Origin of the sequence: Thalassospira xianhensis MCCC 1A02616 (assembly GCF_003326475.1) — a bacterium.
In the GTDB taxonomy this organism is placed as follows: domain Bacteria; phylum Pseudomonadota; class Alphaproteobacteria; order Rhodospirillales; family Thalassospiraceae; genus Thalassospira; species Thalassospira xianhensis.
The window spans coordinates 76875-95311 of the sequence record NZ_JPWA01000017.1 but is presented as its reverse complement, the minus strand read 5'-3'; the positions used below and the strand labels follow the sequence as shown (position 1 = coordinate 95311).

Annotated in this window: 19 protein-coding genes; 9 read left to right on the top strand and 10 right to left on the bottom strand. The window is 56.2% G+C overall.

Going from position 1 to position 18437, the window contains the following annotated elements; all coding sequences use genetic code 11:
- The 6 genes from TH5_RS14875 to TH5_RS14850 all read left to right on the top strand — a co-directional run.
- Positions 1 to 844: Ldh family oxidoreductase (locus tag TH5_RS14875; protein ID WP_114122473.1), on the top strand; the 844-nt coding region annotated here is incomplete at its 5' end.
- 302 nt (positions 845 to 1146) lie between these two features.
- Entirely contained in the window at positions 1147 to 1986 is an 840-nt protein-coding gene (gene phnC, locus TH5_RS14870; protein ID WP_097051398.1) for a phosphonate ABC transporter ATP-binding protein, read from the top strand.
- Positions 1987 to 2058: 72 nt separating this feature from the next.
- Positions 2059 to 3075 (top strand): phosphonate ABC transporter substrate-binding protein, encoded by a 1017-nt coding sequence (gene phnD / locus TH5_RS14865; RefSeq protein WP_114122472.1) that lies wholly within the window; start codon positions 2059 to 2061, stop codon positions 3073 to 3075.
- Between the two features lie 66 nt (positions 3076 to 3141).
- Positions 3142 to 3954 carry a phosphonate ABC transporter, permease protein PhnE gene (gene phnE / locus TH5_RS14860; protein WP_062953156.1) on the top strand — a complete coding sequence of 271 codons (813 nt, stop codon included), beginning with the start codon at positions 3142 to 3144 and terminating at the stop codon, positions 3952 to 3954.
- A 3-nt stretch (positions 3955 to 3957) separates the two neighbouring features.
- Positions 3958 to 4605: an LbetaH domain-containing protein gene (locus TH5_RS14855; protein WP_114122471.1), complete on the top strand. Its 648-nt coding sequence runs from the start codon at positions 3958 to 3960 to the stop codon at positions 4603 to 4605.
- Positions 4606 to 4627: 22 nt separating this feature from the next.
- Entirely contained in the window at positions 4628 to 5323 is a 696-nt protein-coding gene (locus TH5_RS14850; RefSeq protein ID WP_114122470.1) for a DUF1045 domain-containing protein, read from the top strand.
- A 61-nt stretch (positions 5324 to 5384) separates the two neighbouring features.
- Here the strand turns inward: TH5_RS14850 and phnN are convergent, their stop codons facing one another.
- Genes phnN through phnG form a run of 8 tightly spaced genes read right to left on the bottom strand, consistent with a single transcriptional unit; the run spans position 5385 to position 11812 of the window.
- A complete protein-coding gene (phnN, locus tag TH5_RS14845) occupies positions 5385 to 6011 on the bottom strand; it encodes a phosphonate metabolism protein/1,5-bisphosphokinase (PRPP-forming) PhnN (RefSeq protein WP_114122469.1) in 627 nt (208 codons plus the stop codon).
- Entirely contained in the window at positions 6008 to 7150 is a 1143-nt protein-coding gene (locus TH5_RS14840; RefSeq protein ID WP_114122468.1) for an alpha-D-ribose 1-methylphosphonate 5-triphosphate diphosphatase, read from the bottom strand. Before TH5_RS14840 ends, phnN begins: the two co-directional genes overlap by 4 nt.
- Positions 7143 to 7847, bottom strand: coding sequence for a phosphonate C-P lyase system protein PhnL (gene phnL, locus TH5_RS14835; RefSeq protein ID WP_114111155.1), 705 nt, complete (start codon positions 7845 to 7847; stop codon positions 7143 to 7145). The genes TH5_RS14840 and phnL overlap by 8 nt, the downstream gene beginning before the upstream one ends.
- A 10-nt stretch (positions 7848 to 7857) precedes the next feature.
- Positions 7858 to 8640, bottom strand: a complete 783-nt coding sequence (gene phnK / locus TH5_RS14830) for a phosphonate C-P lyase system protein PhnK (RefSeq protein WP_114122467.1) — start codon at positions 8638 to 8640, stop codon at positions 7858 to 7860.
- On the bottom strand, positions 8640 to 9569 hold the full coding sequence (locus TH5_RS14825; protein ID WP_114122466.1) for an alpha-D-ribose 1-methylphosphonate 5-phosphate C-P-lyase PhnJ: 930 nt from the start codon (positions 9567 to 9569) through the stop codon (positions 8640 to 8642). Before TH5_RS14825 ends, phnK begins: the two co-directional genes overlap by 1 nt.
- Positions 9570 to 9574: 5 nt before the next feature.
- Positions 9575 to 10717, bottom strand: coding sequence for a carbon-phosphorus lyase complex subunit (locus tag TH5_RS14820; RefSeq protein ID WP_114122465.1), 1143 nt, complete (start codon positions 10715 to 10717; stop codon positions 9575 to 9577).
- Between the two features lies 1 nt (position 10718).
- On the bottom strand, positions 10719 to 11327 hold the full coding sequence (gene phnH, locus TH5_RS14815; protein ID WP_114122464.1) for a phosphonate C-P lyase system protein PhnH: 609 nt from the start codon (positions 11325 to 11327) through the stop codon (positions 10719 to 10721).
- On the bottom strand, positions 11324 to 11812 hold the full coding sequence (phnG, locus tag TH5_RS14810) for a phosphonate C-P lyase system protein PhnG (RefSeq protein ID WP_062959386.1): 489 nt from the start codon (positions 11810 to 11812) through the stop codon (positions 11324 to 11326). Before phnG ends, phnH begins: the two co-directional genes overlap by 4 nt.
- 132 nt (positions 11813 to 11944) lie before the next feature.
- On the opposite strand from phnG, the gene phnF reads away from it, so the two are divergent.
- On the top strand, positions 11945 to 12658 hold the full coding sequence (gene phnF / locus TH5_RS14805; protein WP_244204929.1) for a phosphonate metabolism transcriptional regulator PhnF: 714 nt from the start codon (positions 11945 to 11947) through the stop codon (positions 12656 to 12658).
- Between the two features lie 5 nt (positions 12659 to 12663).
- Here phnF and TH5_RS14800 read toward each other — a convergent pair whose 3' ends face one another.
- A complete protein-coding gene (locus TH5_RS14800; RefSeq protein ID WP_114122462.1) occupies positions 12664 to 14883 on the bottom strand; it encodes a methyltransferase domain-containing protein in 2220 nt (739 codons plus the stop codon).
- 75 nt (positions 14884 to 14958) lie between these two features.
- Positions 14959 to 15594 (bottom strand): trimeric intracellular cation channel family protein, encoded by a 636-nt coding sequence (locus TH5_RS14795; protein WP_062953168.1) that lies wholly within the window; start codon positions 15592 to 15594, stop codon positions 14959 to 14961.
- 276 nt (positions 15595 to 15870) lie between these two features.
- Between TH5_RS14795 and TH5_RS14790 the strand changes: the two genes are divergently transcribed.
- Positions 15871 to 17538, top strand: coding sequence for a sensor domain-containing diguanylate cyclase (locus TH5_RS14790; RefSeq protein WP_114122482.1), 1668 nt, complete (start codon positions 15871 to 15873; stop codon positions 17536 to 17538).
- Positions 17539 to 17603: 65 nt separating this feature from the next.
- Positions 17604 to 18353, top strand: coding sequence for a type I methionyl aminopeptidase (gene map / locus TH5_RS14785; RefSeq protein ID WP_114122461.1), 750 nt, complete (start codon positions 17604 to 17606; stop codon positions 18351 to 18353).
- The last annotated feature ends 84 nt before the right edge of the window (positions 18354 to 18437 follow it).

Sequence of the window (18437 nt, the reverse complement as noted above, 5' to 3'; positions counted from 1 at the left end):
GGCCTATGCCGCGCAGGCCCGCGCAGGCAAGGTGGACGGGCATGCCAAGCCGGTGGCCGATCAGCCGTTTCCGGCCGTGTTGCGGATTGATGCGCAGTTCGGCTTTGCCTATCCGGCCCTTGATCTGATGATCGAACGATTGCCCGATATCGCGCGTGCGCAGGGGATTGCGGTGGCGGCAATCCACAAATCGCACCATGCCGGGGTGATGGGCCTTACCGTGGAAAAACTGGCCGAGGCGGGGCTGGCGGCGATGATGTTTGCTAATGCGCCAGCGGCAATGGCGCCGTGGGGTGGGCGCCGCCCGATGTTTGGCACCAACCCGATTGCCTTTGCCACCCCGATTGGCGATGGCGATCCGATCGTGATTGATCTGGCACTGTCGAAGGTTGCGCGTGGCAAGATCATGGCCGCAAAACAGAAGGGCGTTCCGATCCCCGATGACTGGGCATTGGATGCAGACGGCAATCCGACAACCGATGCGGTCAAGGCGCTTGAAGGCACGATGGTTCCGGCAGGCGGGGTCAAGGGTGCGGCGCTTGCCATGATGGTTGAAATGCTGGCCGCCGGATTGACCGGCGCACAATTCGGGCATCAGTCATCGTCGCTGTTTGATGACAAGGGCGCGCCACCGGCACTGGGGCAGATGGTGATTGCCATTGATCCGGTTGCGGTCGGCGGGGCGGGAATCATTGATCATTTGCGTTATATTGCAGATGAAATCGCGCTGGAGGAAACCGTGCGATTGCCGGGGCGGCGTGGGCAGAATGCCCGCCGGGATGCGGAAATTCAGGGGCTGGATATCGAAGATGATGTCATCGCCGCGATTGAGGCGATCAAGTAAAACCATCCGCGATCAGGCGCAATACAAGGCCCCGGCAGTTTCTTTCTGTCGGGGTTTTTCGTTTTTTGGCCCGTTCATATCTATATTTGTGAACGCGGTCACAAGTAATAATTGAATTATTACATTGTTATTTCTTGGCGGACCGGTTTTTCATTTGATAGATATCTTGATGTATAGACAAGTTTGATTGTTGTCGGTGAAATGAAGGCGTCGTAATCATCGAACTGTAACATCACCGTCACCATAGAGTCGCGGATTGTGCGTAGCTTCTTGACCAGCGAAACACAAGCAGGCGGACTTTAATGCTGGTCGTAGATATATCCGGACTGAACAAAAGCTTCTCGCGCGATAAACGGGCATTGAACAATGTCAGTTTACAGGTCCGCGAGGGCGAGATGGTCGCGCTGATCGGTGCGTCCGGTTCGGGCAAATCCACCCTTATCCGTCATATTGCCGGTTTGCTGCGCGGGGATCGCGATGGCGGCAAGATCGAAGTATTTGGCGAAGTCATCCAGCAGAACGGTCGTATTGCACGGGGCGCACGTAAAGTGCGCGCCGATATCGGCGTTGTGTTCCAGCAATTCAATCTGGTCAGCCGCCTGACGGTTCTGACCAATGTTCTGACCGGGATGCTGGGCCGTGTGCCGGCATGGCGCGGGTCGTTATGCCTGTTTACCAAGGCTGAGCGCATGCGGGCGATGACGGCGTTGAAACGTGTCGGCATTGACGGGCATGCAACGAAAAAGGCGCGCAATCTTTCGGGCGGGCAGCAGCAGCGTGCGGCGATTGCGCGCACGATTACACAGGGCGCGCGTCTTATTCTGGCCGACGAGCCGATTGCGTCCCTTGATCCGGCGTCATCGCGCAAGGTGATGAATACGCTGGATCGGGTGAACCGCGAAGACAATGTCACGGTCATCGTGTCGCTGCATCAGGTCGATTATGCCCGCGATTATTGCGCACGCACCATTGCGATGCGCGATGGCGCGGTCGTGTTTGACGGGCCATCCACCGAACTGACGCCGGAGTTCCTGCGCGAACTTTACGGCGAATATTCTTCCGAGCTTTTCGCGTCTGCCCCGGATGACGTTCCGGCCAAGAGCAGGGTCGCGGAGAAGGATCTGGCTTTCGTTTCAAGCTAGATCAGGACGATTTCTCTCTGCCTTACCTCTTTTTATTTCACCTCTACCAACCAACCTGACGGGGGACTTCCCATGATCCGTAAAACAATTGCATCCGCAGCCCTTGCTGCCAGCATGCTGGCTTCGGGCTTTGCCCATGCCGATGTCGAATTCAAGCCGCTTGAAAAAGACCCGGAAACCATCGTGTTCGGCTTTATCTCGACTGAATCCAGCTCGAACCTGAAAGCCCAGTGGCAGCCGTTGATCGAGGATATGGAAGAAGCCCTTGGCAAGGATGTCGAAGCGTTCTTCGCACCAGATTATGCCGGCATCATCGAAGGCATGCGTTTTGGCAAGGTTCACGTTGGCTGGTTCGGTAACAAGTCGGCCATGGAAGCCGTTGACCGCGCGGGTGGCGAAGTTTTCGTCCAGACGTCGAAAAGCGACGGGTCGAACGGCTATTATTCCCACATCATCACCCAGGCCGATAACGACAAGCTCAACACGCTTGCCGACATGCTGAAATGCGATGGTTCGCTCAATTTCGGTATCGGTGATCCGAACTCGACCTCGGGCTTCCTGGTTCCGACCTATTACGTCTTTGCGCAGAACGGCGTTGATCCGAAGAACTGCTTCAAGACCGTTCGCAATGCCAACCACGAAACCAACCTGATGGCGACCGCCAATAATCAGGTTGATGTTGCTGCCAACAACTCCGAACAGCTTGCCCGCACCCAGATGGTCAAGCCGGAAATCACCGACAAGGTCAAGGTTATCTGGACCTCGCCGCTGATCCCGTCTGATCCGATGGTTTATCGCAAGGATATGTCGCGCGAACTGAAATCCGAAATCAAGGCGTTCTTCCTTGGTTACGGCCGTTTGGGCGATGTTGAAGAAGCCAACAAGGTTCTTGGCGGCATTCAGGATGGCATGGGCAAGTTCATGGAAAGCAGCAATGCGCAGCTTTACCCGATCCGTCAGCTTGAACTGTATAAAAACAAGCTGAAAATCGAGAACACCGCCGAACTGTCCGCCGACGAGAAAGCAAAACGCGTTTCCGAAATCGACAAGCAGCTCGCAGAACTCGATATCCTGGTTTCTTACGAGTAACCGGCATCCGAACGGGGAGCCCGATATCAGGGCTCCCCGTTTGTTTTTATTTCCCGGGAAAAGCACATGAACAGCAGCCTTTCGACATCGGCGGTAACCGCCGCAGAACTTCCGCCGCGCGATCTGAAACGTTCAGGCGCAAGTTTCCTTCTTTGGGCGTTCATTCTGGCCATTCTGGCCCTGTCCTGGGAGGGGGCCGACATGCGGCCCATGGCCCTGATTGAAAACAGTGGCAACATGGTCGATTTCGCGGACGGGTTTTTCCCGCCGGATTTCCTGATGTGGAAAACCTATGTCAGCGAAATGTGGATCACGATCCAGATTGCGATCTGGGGCACGGCGCTTGCGATTGTCTGTTCGATCCCGTTTGGCATTCTGTGTTCTGAAAATATCGTTCCGTTCTGGGTTTACCAGCCGGTGCGCCGCCTGATGGATTCCTTCCGTGCGATCAATGAAATGGTTTTTGCCATGCTGTTTGTGGTTGCGGTTGGTCTTGGTCCGTTTGCCGGTGTGCTTGCGCTTTGGATCCATACCACCGGCGTTTTGGCAAAGCTGTTTTCAGAAGCCGTCGAGGCGATTGATCCTGAACCGGTCGAAGGTATCCGGGCCACCGGTGCCAACGGGTTGCAGGAGGTCATCTTTGGGGTGATCCCGCAGGTTCTTCCGCTTTGGATTTCGTATTCGCTGTACCGGTTTGAAAGCAACGTGCGTTCGGCAACCGTTCTTGGCATTGTTGGTGCGGGTGGCATTGGCATGGTTTTGTGGGAATATATCCGCGCATTTTATTACGCGGAAACCGCCGCGGTCATGATCATCATCATCCTGTCGGTCAGCCTGCTTGATGTGATTTCGCAGCGTCTGCGCAAACTGGTGACCTGATCCATGACGTTCAAGATTACGCAGGCCAAGCCGGCAATGAAACACTTGTCGGAGGCCCCGACGATTGATCAGAGTGCGGTTGTTGTTGATTGCGAATTTGGTGTCTGGACCGAAGTTGGTGCGCGCACCAGCATCCGCGAAAGCGTGATGGGTGATTATTCCTATGTCGTCAATGACAGCGAGATCATCTATTCCGACATCGGCAAATTCGTAAATATCGCCGCTCATACACGGATCAATCCGGGGCAGCACCCGATGGACCGGGCATCGATGCATCATTTCCAGTACCGGTCGAGTGCCTATGAGCTTGGCGATGATGATCCGGCGTTTTTTGACTGGCGCCGCGAAAAGCGGGTGAAGCTTGATCATGATGTCTGGATCGGGCATGGCGCGATTGTTCAGGGCGGGGTTACCATCGGGATCGGGTCGGTTGTCGGTTCGGGTGCGGTGGTGACCAAGGATGTGCCGCCCTACACCATCGTCACGGGTATTCCGGCCACGCCATTGCGCCCGCGATTTGACGCGGAAATTGTCGATGCGCTGCTTCGTATTTGCTGGTGGGACTGGGATCATGCAACATTGGCAGACCGGCTTGACGATTTTCGTCGTTTGCCGGTGCGGGATTTCTGTCTGAAATACGATCTGCGATAAATCGAAAGCCAGTCGAGGCCACATGACCGACTATCAGCGTTATGCTGTTTACTATGCACCGAAAGCCGACAGTGATCTGGCGGCTTTTGGCAATGCCTGGCTGGGGCGTGATCCGGTGACCGGGCGGGAAATGGACCGCCCGGCTGCCATCGGCCTTGCCGATGGCGAGGTCGCGGCGATAACCGTTTCCCCGTCGCGATACGGGTTTCATGGCACCCTGAAACCGCCCTTTGCCTTAAAGGACGGGCAGACGCGCGATCAGCTTGAAAAGGCGATTGCCGACTATTGTGCGACGGCGTCTTCGGTGACGTGTGGCCCGCTTTTGCTGAAATCGATTGGCAGTTTTATCGCCCTGATCCCGACTGCGCCGACCGATCAGCTTGGTGCGCTGGCGTCTGGTCTTGTGCGCGGGCTTGACGGTTTCCGGCAACCCGAAGACGAAGCCGCGATGAATAAGCGCCGCGCATCGGGGCTGAGTGACCGGCAGGAAGAATATCTGGTCCGGTGGGGATATCCCTATGTGATGGAAGAATTCCGTTTTCACCTGACGCTGACAGACAAGCTTGACCCGGACCGGATGATGCGGGTGCGTGATGCGGTGGCCCCGATTGTTGCACCGTTGTGCGAGGCACCATTTACGATCAGCGATGTCTGTCTTTTTGGTGATCCGGGGGATGGAAAGCCGTTTGATTTGTTGCGGCGCTTTGCGCTTGGATGACGGGTGATTGCACCTTGGGAAATAAAAAAATGCTGCAGTGTTTTGCTGCAGCATTTTTTGTTCAGACTACCCGGTTGCCGGGTGCTTGGTCCGTGTGTGCCGGGCGGTGGAAAATGGCATCGATGAAGCGGCCAATACCGGTTTCAAGGTCATTGTCATTTTCTACGGCGATCACGTTGGGACCATCGACCTGATAGGCCGATGCGCGCCGCAGGCGTTGTTCGATATCGTCGGAACTTTCACGGCCACGGGCCACAAGGCGTTGGCGAAGGGCATCTTCGTGCGCCCGGATGCTGATGACCCGGACGTGATCAGAACCCAGAAGATCGCGGGCATCGTCAATCACGCTGCGTGATGTGTTGACGACAACGATTTTGCCGTTGGCGACGTCGTTTCGCACATGATTGGGAATGCCGTAGCAAAGATTGTGCGCCCGCCAGCTCAGCAGGAAGGCACCCTGCTTTGCCATGGATGCAAAATCCTCGGCGCGGACCGGAATATGGATTTCGCCAACCGACCCGGCCGGACGGGTAATGCAGCGACGGGGAAACAGGATGGTTTCATCGTCACGCAAACGCGCCCGTGCCGCATCCAATAGGGTATCCTTGCCGACCCCACTGGGGCCGACGACAAGAATCAGTAATCCATTTTCCGAAGCGCCATGATGGATGTCATGGCGCGCGGTCATGACACGCGGCTTCCCAGACGCCACACACCGCGCACAATCGGATGATGCGGCGAATGATGGACCCGGATCAGATCGCCGCGTTTGCCAACCGCAATTTCGCCCCGGTCATCAAGGCCGACCTGTTTTGCCGGGGTCAGGGTCGCGGTGCGGACCGCACGCGGCAGGTCATAGGCATCGAAATCATCGAACAGTTTCATCACGCCGTGCAGCAGACTGTGCGGGACATAGTCGCTTGAAATAATGTCGAGATAGCCGTGCTTTGCCAGATCGCCCGCGGCGACATTGCCGCTGTGTGATCCGCCGCGCACAAGGTTTGGCCCGCCCATCATCACGCCAAGACCGCCTTCGTGTGATGCCTTGGCAGCCGCCAGTGTCGTCGGGAATTCGGCCACCGTCATTTTATCGGCGACGGCTTCGGCGACATGTTCCTCGGTTGCGTCATCGTGGCTTGCCAGCGCCAGATTTTTTTGGTGGGCAAGTTCGACGACGTGACGGCGATGTTTGACGGAATAAAGTTCGGAATCACGTTTGCGGCTGGCGACGAATTTGCGCATTTCCTCGTCCGAGAGGCCGTATTTGCCCTGATAATAGGTGTAATAGGCATCCAGGCTGACGAATTGGCGTTGGCCCGGCGTGTGATCCATCACCGAGAGCATCTTGACCAGAGGCAGATCAACCAGATTATCGAGCGCCTCGACCAGCCCGCCATAAGACGTTTCACAGCGCAGATGCAGTTTGTGATCTGCACGCAAAAGGTTGTTCTCAAGCGCATGCTGAAGGGCGGTCACCGATTCAACCAGTCGTTCGATCCGTTCTGATCCGTCTGAGACGTCGCCGACAGAGATGGCATCAAAGACCGTCGTGATGCCAGCACTGGCGACCTGATTGTCGTGCGCAATCACGGCGGCGGTGGCAGGCCAGCGGGTTTTGGGACGCGGGGTCAGGTGTTTTTCGAGATTGTCGGTATGCAGTTCGACCAGTCCGGGCATCAGGTAATCGCCGCCCATGTCTTCGGCACCGGGCAGATTGGACGGGCGACCCGAGATGTCGGTGATCAGTCCGTCCCTGATCTGAACGGCACCCTCGATGACATCATTTGCCAGGACAATTTTGGCATTGGTAAAAATCTGTTCAGTCATTGGCCCCAACTTTAAACGAAGTCACATCAAATGATCCCGTGCAGACCGCATCGCGGGTTTCGTGATCATGGAAAATACCGGCAATGGCGGCACCGCGTGCCTTGGCTTCTTCAATCAATGCCAGAACCGTGGCACGATTTTGGGTGTCAAGCGATGCAGTCGGTTCATCAAGCAGCATGATCGGATAATCGGCGATAAAACCGCGCGCGATATTCACGCGCTGCTGTTCGCCCCCGGAAAAGGTCAGGGGTGAAAGTTGCCACAGACGTTCGGGGATGCGCAAGCGGGTCAAAAGATCGCGGGCCTTTTCCATCGCCGTTTCACGCGCCGTGCCCAGCGCGATTAGCGGTTCGGCAACAATTTCCAGTGTCGGTACGCGCGGAATGACGCGCAGGAACTGGCTGACATAGCCCATGGTGCGTTTGCGCATATCAAGGATGGCATGCGGGCTTGCGGTGGTGATATCAAGCCAGTCGCCATCGTGCAGCACGCTGATCGAGCCGCTTGAACAGGTGTAATTCGCATAGAGCATGCGCATGAAGGTACTTTTTCCCGATCCGGATTCACCGGTCAGCGCAATGCATTCACCGGCATTGAGGCGGAATTCGACCCCTTCGAAAACCGGGATCGTAACGCTGCCCTGAGTATGCAGGGTAAAGCCCTTGGCGACGTTTTTGGCGTGAAGCATTTCAGACATTTCAATCGCCCTAGTTTTGCAGGATGGAAGAAACAAGCAGCTGCGTATAGGCGTGTTGCGGATCGTCGAGCACCTGATCGGTCAGGCCGCTTTCGATCACTTCGCCGCGCTGCATGACCATCAGGCGATGCGATAACAGGCGGGCGACCGCCAGATCGTGGGTGACGATGATCACCGCCAGATTAAGGTCGTGAACCAGCCCGCGCAGCAGATCGAGCAGGCGGGCCTGAACCGAGACGTCCAGACCACCCGTGGGTTCGTCCATGAAAACGAGACGCGGGCTGGTTACGAGGTTGCGGGCGATCTGCAGGCGTTGCTGCATGCCACCCGAAAAGGTTGAGGGCAGATCATCAAGGCGTTCGGTGGCAATTTCGACCTTGTCAAGCCAGTTTTCGGCGGCATTCCGGATGTTGCCGTAATGACGGTCACCGACGGCCATCAGGCGTTCGCCGATATTGGCCCCGGCACTGACATTCATGCGCAATCCGTCGCGGGCATTCTGGTGGACAAACGCCCAGTCGGTGCGCATCAGCAGTCGACGTTGCGCTTCGGACATCTGATAGATGTCACGGATGCCATCAATGCGGGTATGGTATTCGACTGTGCCCTTGGTCGGTTCCTGCTGGGCGGAAATGCTGCGCAGCAAAGTTGATTTGCCAGAGCCGGATTCACCAACGATGCCAAGCACTTCGCCGGGGCGGAGCTCGAAACTTACATTGCGGCAGCCGACCCGGTCACCATACATCATGGTCAGGTCGGAAACGCGCAGAAGCGGTTCATGTGAACGGGTCATTATTCTGCGGCCTTTCCGTTGCTGTGGCTGGTGCCAAGGGGCTGGTCATGATGTTGCGGGCCGCGATGGCCGGCGTCCTGCCGTTCGCTGCAATAATCGGTGTCCGAGCAGACAAACATCCGGTTGCCTTTGTCATCGAGGATGACTTCGTCAAGGTAGCTGTCGGTTGCGCCGCACATGCCGCATTCGTCCTTCCAGCTTTGCACCTCGAACGGGTGATCTTCAAAATCGAGGCTTTTGACCTTGGTGTAAGGCGGCAGGGCATAGATGCGCTTTTCACGACCGGCGCCGAAAAGCTGCAGAGCGGCCATCATGTCCATTTTCGGATTGTCGAATTTCGGTGTCGGTGACGGATCCATGACATAGCGATCATCAACCATCACCGGATAGGCATAGGTGGTGGCGATATGGCCGTGACGCGAAATGTCCTCATAAAGCTTCACATGCATCAGCCCGTATTCTTCGAGCGCGTGCATCTTGCGCGTTTCGGTTTCGCGCGGTTCGAGGAAGCGAAGTGGTTCGGGGATCGGCACCTGATAGACAAGGATCTGGTCTTCGCGCAGTTCCTTTTCGGGAATGCGGTGGCGGGTCTGGATGATTGATGCCTCGGCGGTTTTTTCCGTGGTCGCGACATTGGCGGTCTTGGCAAAGAACTGCCGGATCGACACGGCATTGGTGGTGTCGTCCGCGCCCTGATCAATAACTTTCAGCGTATCGTCCGGGCCAATCACGGCGGCCGTGACCTGCACCCCGCCGGTACCCCAGCCATAGGGCATCGGCATTTCGCGGCCGGCAAACGGCACCTGATATCCGGGGATGGCAACGGCCTTTAGCAACGCGCGCCGGATCATGCGTTTGGTTTGTTCATCAAGATAGGCAAAATTATAGGCCGAAGATGCTTCTAGCGGATTATTTACGGTCTGTTCCATATTGGTTACTCCGCGGCTTCGGGTTGTGATCTGGCGTTTTCGGCATCTGCTGCGTCCGCCTTTGCCAGACGTTCCAGCACTTCGGCACGCATGCGCCGGACAAGTTCAAGCTCGCCCTGGAAATCGACATAGTGGGGCAGCTTGATATGTTCGACAAAGCCGGTTGCCTGCACATTGTCGCTATGTTCCATGACGAATTCCTCGTCCTGGGCCGGGCCCATGACCTGTTCGCCCATTTCGCGCGCACGCATGGCGCGATCCACCAGCGCCATCGAAATCGCCTTGCGTTCGTTCTGACCGAAGACAAGCCCGTAGCCACGGGTGAATTGCGGCAGTTTGGTTTTCGATCCCTTGAATTTGTTCACCGTTTCGCATTCGGTCAGTTCGATATCGCCGATATCGATGGCAAAGCCGAGTTCTTCGGGTTCGATTTCGACCGCAACGCTGCCATAGCGGATTTCACCGACAAAGGCGTGGCTGTTGGCGTAGCCGCGCTGGGTGGAATAACCCAGTGCCAGAACAAAACCTTCGTCGCCGCGGGCCAGATTTTGCAGGCGAAGATCACGGTCGGCGGGGAATTTGACGGCTTCGCGCGTCAGATCGGCGACCGGGGCGTCATCATTGGTCGGGTTGGGTTCATCCTGTATCAGGCCCTCGTAATTCAGAAGGTCATCGAGAACACGCGGCATGGTTTCATCTACTGGGTGATCGGCGGTGTGGGCGGTTGCCGGTTCCTCGCCATTGGCCATCAGGGTGAAATCAAGCAGGCGGTGGGTGTAATCAAATGTCGGGCCGAGAATCTGCCCGCCCGGCAAATCCTTGAAGGTTGCCGAAATGCGGCGTGCGATATCCATTTCGGCGGTTTTGACCGGTTTGGAAAAGGCAAAGCGCGGCAATGTCGTGCGATAGGCGCGCATTAGGAAGATCGCCTCGATCAGGTCGCCGCGGCCCTGCTTGATGGCAAGGGCGGCCAGATCGCGGTCATAAAGCGATCCTTCGGCCATGACGCGGGTGACGGACAGGGATAATTGCTGTTCGATCTGGCTGGTTTCAATTTCGGCAACGTCCCTGTCGCCACGGCGTTTTTCGGCCAGAAGCCGGTGGGCATTGTTGATGGCGCGTTCACCACCTTTGACGGCTACATACATTTTATCTGACCTCGATCCGGGTGGTGCGCGGAAGGGCGGCGATTTTGCGATCCGCGGCAAAGATGACATCGACACCGCAGGGGAACAGATGATGGTTTTCCGCGCGCCATGTGTGGAAGGCGGCGGGCAAGCCGGGCACGGAAAGGTTCTGGCTTTCCTTGATGCCGGGGCCGCGCAGGATCATGTCGGCCTTGTCCGATATGTCTTCGACCTGAAGGATCAGGGTTGCCGACTGATCGGGATATTCGGCATTGCCAAGCGCCAGATCGGTGATGAAGGCGAGATCCCCATCAAGGCGGGCGACGGCAAAATCGGCAGCGGATGATGTTCCGGTGATCGGGCTGCCGCAATGGAATTTCAGGTGGGCATTGGCAGCATTCGATGCGCAATCGGGGGAGAGCCAGATTGTCGTATCCATATCGGCCATTGCCAGCAGGAACGCGGTTGCGGATTTGTTCAGCCCGGTCGGTGCCGGGACATCAAGCGGCAGATCGTAAATGCGGCCGGGATGGGCCATGGCATCGAGAATGGTGCGGAAAACGGCATTGGACTCAAAGGCAGCATTTTCAAAACCGCGCAGCAATTCGGGGGCCCGGGGTTGCGGGATCATTCGTCTTCTCCTCGGACAAGGGTAAAGAAATCGACCTTGGTGGCGGCGACCTTGCGGGCGTTTTCGCGTTTTGCTTCGGCCTGCTGGTGGGCCAGCATGTCGATGAAATCGGATGCGGTGTCGTCGCGCTGCATGATCGCATCAAACAGGGCGGCATATTGCGCCTGTATCCGGTCGCGTCCCTTGACATAGGCATGGCCGACCGTGCCATCGGACAGGGTAACTGCGCAGCGTGTGACGGTCATTTCGCCAAGGTTGAAGCGCTGCCCGGCGCCACCAGCGCGGCCACGCACCATGACCATGCCGATTTGCGGTTCGCGCAGGTGGCTCCATTGCACATCGGCAAAATGATCGTGCCATTCCTGTTCCAGAATTGCGCGGTCTGTGCGTGCCAGTACCGCCATCCAGCGTTGGCGGGCCTGTGTGGCGGGATCGATGATTGATCCCTGGTCTGATCCGGATTGCGGGGCGGGTTGCGCCGTCATCTGTATGATCCTTCTATGCGGGTATCGACAAATTCAAAATTTGTCTAGACGTCTATACATATTCACGTTATAAGACGATTACGCGCGCTTGGCAAAGGTCTTGCGGTGAAAGTTTTGTGAATGGGGATTTCGATGGATTGGGAAGCCGGGCTATCTATCTGGAAGCAAATCGAAAAACAGCTTCTTGCCGATATTGCCAGCGGGGTCTTTGCCCCCGGCGACAAAATGCCGACCGAGATGGAACTGGTCCGCAGATTCGGCGTGAATCGGCATACAGTGCGACGTGCGATGTCAGCACTTGTCGATGCCAATGTCGTGCGTGTCGAACAGGGGCGGGGCGCTTTTGTTCAGGAACAGATCCTCGATTATCCGCTTGGCAGCAAGACACGCTTTTCCCAGATCGTGTCGGGACGTCATCGTTTGCCCGACAAACGATTGATTTCGTCTGAAGTCCTGAAAGCCAGTGCGACCATCGCCCAGTTTCTGGATGTCAAACCGGGAACGCGGGTTGTCGAACTGTTTTCAGTATCCGAGGCCGATGGCATTCCGCTGGCGGTGGCGACAAGCTACCTTCCGGTGGCGCGGTTCGAGGGGATTGTCGAGATATTTACCCAAACAAAATCCCTGACAGAGGCGTTCAAGCATTTCGGGATTGATGATTACAGCCGAAAAACCACCCGCATCAGCGCCCAGTTGCCATCATCACGGGTTGCCAGCCTGCTGAAACAGGCCAAGAATCGGCCGGTGATATCCACGGAAAGTGTCGATGTCGATGCGGCGGGGGTGCCGATTGAATACGGGATCACCGCCTTTTCAAGCGACCGGGTGCAGCTGATTGTCGAGTAGCCTGCTTAGCTTTTGGGTTTACGGCACCAGAACTGATACATGTTGGTAAAGGTGTTGGGGAATTCGTGTTCGAATTTGTTCCACGGAACAAGGCGTTCATTGCCCTTGAACTTGCTATTGATTTCGGTGCGTTTAGCGGTGAAATGATGTTGCGGGCGGAGTTCAAAATCGATGAATTCCAGACCCAGCTCATCAAGGCATTCCCGGATTTGCAATAGGGTGAAACGGTGCTCCTGCACGTGGAATATCAGATCGCGACAGGCACTCAGACTATAGAAATCCGACCGAATGCCCGGCTTGAAGGCAAGTTCTTCATCGCCTGATAGAATATCCTGTCGGCATTGCCGGATGTCGTCCGCACCCGTGCCATAGCCCTTTTGGGCGATATAGTCCCGCGCAGCCACGATGTCCTGACGTGCCAGTTCGCTGTATAGGCCGATGCGCATGAGCCCGCCGGGCCGTAAAATACGTTCCAGAACGCGCCAGCCTGCCATCGGGTCATCCATGTGATGGAGCACGCCCGAACATTCGACAACGTCGAATGTCCTGTCCATGTTTTCCAGTTGCAGGATATCGGCCTGCCCGAATTCGATATTGCGAATGCCAAGATTTTCGGTTTGGCGTTGCGCATAAGCAAGGCTGGCAAGGCTGAGATCCACGGCAAGCACACGCACGTCAGAAAACCGGGTCGCGGTATGCAGGCTGTGCTGTCCGGTGCCGCAACCGGCAACAAGAATTTCCGGCTTTTCAGGTGTTACGTAGTCCCCCAGATCCATCAGCAACGGATTGCTGCGCAGCAAGTCGCCAACAGGGCGACCTGTTTTGCTGATACCGGCGTGAATCCAGCGCGGATACGGGTTTTCCTCGTATTGGGCGCGGACAATTTGCGAAACCTTGTCCTCGATACCGGTCAGGTTGGGGATTTTCTTGCGCAGTTCGCGTTCCTGCAGCGGTTCGTCACGCTGGCGACGGATGACATCGCGCATCTCGTCGGGCCAGGTCGCCGTTTCAAGATCGGTGGCCCAGTCATAATCGATAAGTGCGCGATAGCAGCACAGAACAGCAACTTCTTCCGGTGCGGGATTTTTACCTGCGGCCAGATTGTCCTTGATGGCCTGCTCGCGTTTTATCAGCGCAGCCCGTTCATCCTGATCAAGGATATAGACATATTCATTGTTAAAGCATTGTGCTGCCAGTGTTGCGAGAAATGGCAGGTGATCGGCAAGTTTTGCGGGGGGATCAAGCAGCAGGGCCCGCCGGATGGCCGTCAGGGCAAATTCGAATTGTGCATTGGAAAATGGCACAATATTTAACAGTCGCAGGAAAAGAGGTTCGGCATTCAAACGTTCAAGGTCGTCGGGGTCAACCCGGTCAGGACGGCTTTGCCGGTCTTCGTAGCGCTCGATGATTGCCCGAAACTCGTCCTTGAGCATCAATACCGACATAACGGGCACAGCAAGACCGCCCGGTGTGATCTCGTCCGAGACGAGCATCTCCAGAAGAGTCTCTTCAAGCTCTTGATTACCCGATTTGAGTTGGCAGCCCTCCAGCGTATTGGCAAATGAAAAGAAATGCCGGTTTTCGCTTTTGTCGAGCCGTCGCGCATTTGTGTGATGGCGGATGGCATCCTCCACCCGGCCAAGGAGTTTCAGGGCAATCCCGGTGTCGGTCTGCAAATCGGCATCGTGGGGATTAAGCTGTAATGCAGCCTTGTAGTGATTGAGGGCTTCGGTCGGTTTGCTTTGCCTCGACAGCGCATTTCCCAACCCCTTGTGTGATGCGAAATGGGTGGGGTTGTGTTTCAGGGCAATCTTGTAATGTTCGATTGCCTCGGCAAAACCTTCCCGGTTGCCGAGAAGGGCTGCAAGGTTGCTGTGCGCCTCTGTATAGGACGGATTGATCCGGATTGAGGTGCGATAATGTTCTTCTGCCGCTTTGGGATCGTTTGCTGCCGCCAGCGAAACGGCGAGATTGTTATGCACCACCGGATTGTTGGCAGCACCCTTTAACGATTTGCGCATCAATTCGATGGCTTTGCGATGGTTGCCCTTTTGATGGTGGCAAAGGCCCATCAGGTGCAGGGCTTCGGGCTGGTTGGGGATCATCTTCAGGATTTTTTGATAAAGAATGATCGCATCGGAAACGCGTCCGGCACGCTGATGGTTCAGTCCCATCTGCAGAACCTGCTCCAGTGTCAGATTGCTTGTGCCATTACCCTTTGCCATCGTTGCTCCGTTCCCCCGAAGTGAATTTCATACTGATCCTTGCCGCATTCTGGCGCGGCAAGCGTTTGTATGACGTTAATATTCCCGCCCAGGACGGGCCTTGTAAACCGGGAAACTCAGTTTGAAGCGTATGGCGCTGGCGCGCAGGGCGAAGGAGCACAGGAACGCGATCAGGGCGACCGGGGCACGGGGAAGTGACAGGATATCGGTGCCGATCACATAGATTGAGGCGCCGAGAAGCGCGCAGGTGATATAGATTTCCGGGCGCAGGATCAGCGGGATTTCGTTACACACCACATCACGCACCATGCCACCAAATGTGGCCGTGATGGTGCCAAGGATGATGGCAACCAATGGTGACACGCCCAGGTTAAGACCGATTGCCGCCCCCGTCACGCCAAACATCGCAAGACCAAGCGCATCAAGCCAGATCAGCGCGACATAACGCCGTTCGACAAGATGGGCGGTGAAATAGGTGAAGACTGCACTGCCGATACAGGTAATTACCCAGGCCGGATCGCGGATCCAGAAAACCGGTGTGGCGCCGGTGATCACGTCGCGCACCGTTCCCCCGCCAATGCCGGTAAAAGTCGCAATCAAAACGAAGCCGACAATATCCATCTGTCGGCGGGATGCCTCCAGCGCGCCGGTTACGGCGAAAACGGCAACGCCGGTCAGTTCAAGCCAGTAGATGATTTGCGTAATGGTCATAATATCGTTTCATCACTGTTTCGATTGCGGATCAAGTCTGGTGTAACGTTTGCGCGCCCGGCTTAAAAGAGTTTTGGAACTGCCGATTTTTCAATATGTTGGAAATTACCCGGCCAAACGGAAGGACATCATGAAAAATGTTTTTATGGTCGGGCTTAAAATGGTCTGTGCGACATCTTATATGCAGCACAAGATAAGCCGTTTCGATTAAAATAGCGGCATATAAATAGGACAGCCATCAAACGTGCTGCCCGATGGGAAGTGTGAGGATTGAAGGTGAAAAGCCTTTCGCGGGTGGGTATTCGTATCCAGATCGCGCTGGCCACGGCGGTGCTTGTCGCCGCTTTGGCAGGCGTCATGAGTTATGTTGTCGGCAAAAGATCGGCAGAAGATCTGACAAGTCAGATCGGTGCTGGAGTTTCCGATCTTGCCCTGCAAATGGCCGACGAACTCGACCGGACGATGTGGACCCATCGCGGTGAAGTTGCGGTTCTGAGTACCCTTCGCGCCCTTCGCAACCTTGACGACATCGAACAGGCCAGCGCGCTGATCAACCGGTTGCAACATGAATTGCCGATTTTCACCTGGATCGGGGTTCTTGACGCGGGCGGTACCGTAGTGGCCGCAACCGGGGATATTCTGGTCGGCAAGGATATTTCCGCGCGTCCCGTCTATGAATTTGGCAGCAAGGGGATGTTCATCGGGGATGTTCATGATGCCAAGCTGCTGGCCGAAAAATTTCCAAGCCCCACCGGCGAGCCAATCCAGTTTGTCGATATCGCTGTTCCCCTGCTGAACGATGCCGGAAATCTCAATGGTGTTCTGGCAACACATCTGAGCTGGGAATGGGCGGACACGGTGCGGCGTAACCTGTTTGCCGGGCAGGGCCTGCATCGCAATGTCGATATTTTTGTCATCGGCGCGAACGGGACGATCCTTCTGGCGCCAGATTTCGCGATGACCGGGCAGAAGCTTGAACTTCAACTGGAGAAAGGGTCGCACAGGTCAGACATTGGATGGGAAATCGCGAAATGGCCGGATGGCCATGATTATCTGACCGGTTTTGCCCCGGCAGACGGGCATTTCGACTATCCGGGGCTTGGCTGGTCGGTGCTGGTCCGTCAGCCGATAGAAGCCGCCCTGATAACCGTTCACGATTTGCAGTCCGATATTCTGGCCCTTGGCCTTAGTCTTGCCGTGCTGTTTAGTGTTTTTGCCTGGTGGGGGGCAGGTTTCATCGTCGGCCCGCTGGTCACGATCGCGAATGCTGCAGGAGAGCTTAAACGTGGCGAGATCGAGAGCCTGCCGCAGGTTTCCGGTGCGCGTGAAATCAACACGCTGTCAAACAGCCTGAACAGTCTGGTCGCCAAGCTGACCGAGAAGGATAGGGCGCTGGGCAAGATGAAGCATATTGCGCATCACGATCCGCTGACCGGGCTTGGCAACCGTCTGGCACTGGACGTTTATTTCGAACATGCCCAGGCACAGGCCAAGCGACAGCACAGTCAGCTTGGCGTTCTTGCGCTTGATCTGGATGATTTCAAACCGGTCAATGACCGGCTGGGACATGCGGCGGGGGATGAGGTCCTGTGTGAGGTTGCGCGCCGGCTGCGCCGCTGTGTGCGCGGTGGGGATCTGGTTGCCCGCACGGGCGGGGACGAGATGGTCATTGTTTCGCATCTGGGTGAGAACGGTGTGTCCGAAGCCCGCGCATTGGCCGAAAGAATCCTTAGTGACATTTTGATGCCGTTCATCACCGGCGGAAACCGGATATCGATCAATATCAGTATCGGTATTGCCGTTTATCCCGATCATGACACCCGCCCGGAGAGACTGTTGGAGCAGGCCGATCAGGCGCTTTATGTTGCCAAAAGCAAGGGCAAGCATCGCTATGTGATTTATGGCGATGAAAACCGTCAGCAGAATTCCGGCTCACGCGCCTGAAATCGGGTCAGATATGACCATCCAATGGCTTGACTTGGCGGGGATTGCTAAGCATTAAGCAATCCATGACCATTTCATCAGAAACCGAACTTGAACATCTGCGCCGTATCGGACGCATCTGTGCGCGTGCGCGTGACGTGATGGGGGCTGCGGCCGTTGCCGGAATGACCACCGCCGAACTGGATGCCATTGGCCGCAAGGTCCTTGAAGATGCCGGGGCGGTTTCCGCACCCGAAAGCGAATATGACTTCCCCGGTGCGACCTGCATCAGTGTGAATGAAGAAGTCGCACACGGCATTCCTGGTGACCGGGTTCTGGCGGATGGGGACCTTGTGAATATCGATGTTTCCGCGTCGCTTGATGGCTATTTTTCCGATACGGGTGCCAGCTTTATCGTCGGCACCCCGCGCCCCGAAATCGTAAAGCTGTGCGACGATGGCAAAAAGGCAATGTGGGCGGGGATCAAAGTCGTGCGCGACAAGGCTCCGATCCGTGAAATCGGCCTTAGGATCGAGAACTTTGCCCGGAAGGGCGGCTACAGCCTGATTAAAAATCTGGCCAGCCACGGGATCGGCAAATCATTGCACGAAGCACCGGAAACCATCCCGACATGGGATGATCCGCGCGAACGCCGGTCGTTGAAAAAAGGTCAGGTCATCACGATCGAGCCGTTCCTGTCGCGAGGTGCCAACTGGGCGCTTGATGGGGATGATGGCTGGACGCTCTATGCTGATACCGGCGCACCCACCGTGCAGTATGAGCATACGCTGGTGGTGACCCAGAATGGCTATGAAATCATGACATTGGGCGGATAAGCCGACCGATTCATATTGCGCATCATGATCGATATGAAAAAGGCCGCCCGACATGTTTCGGGCGGCCTTTTTCGTGCGCTATTG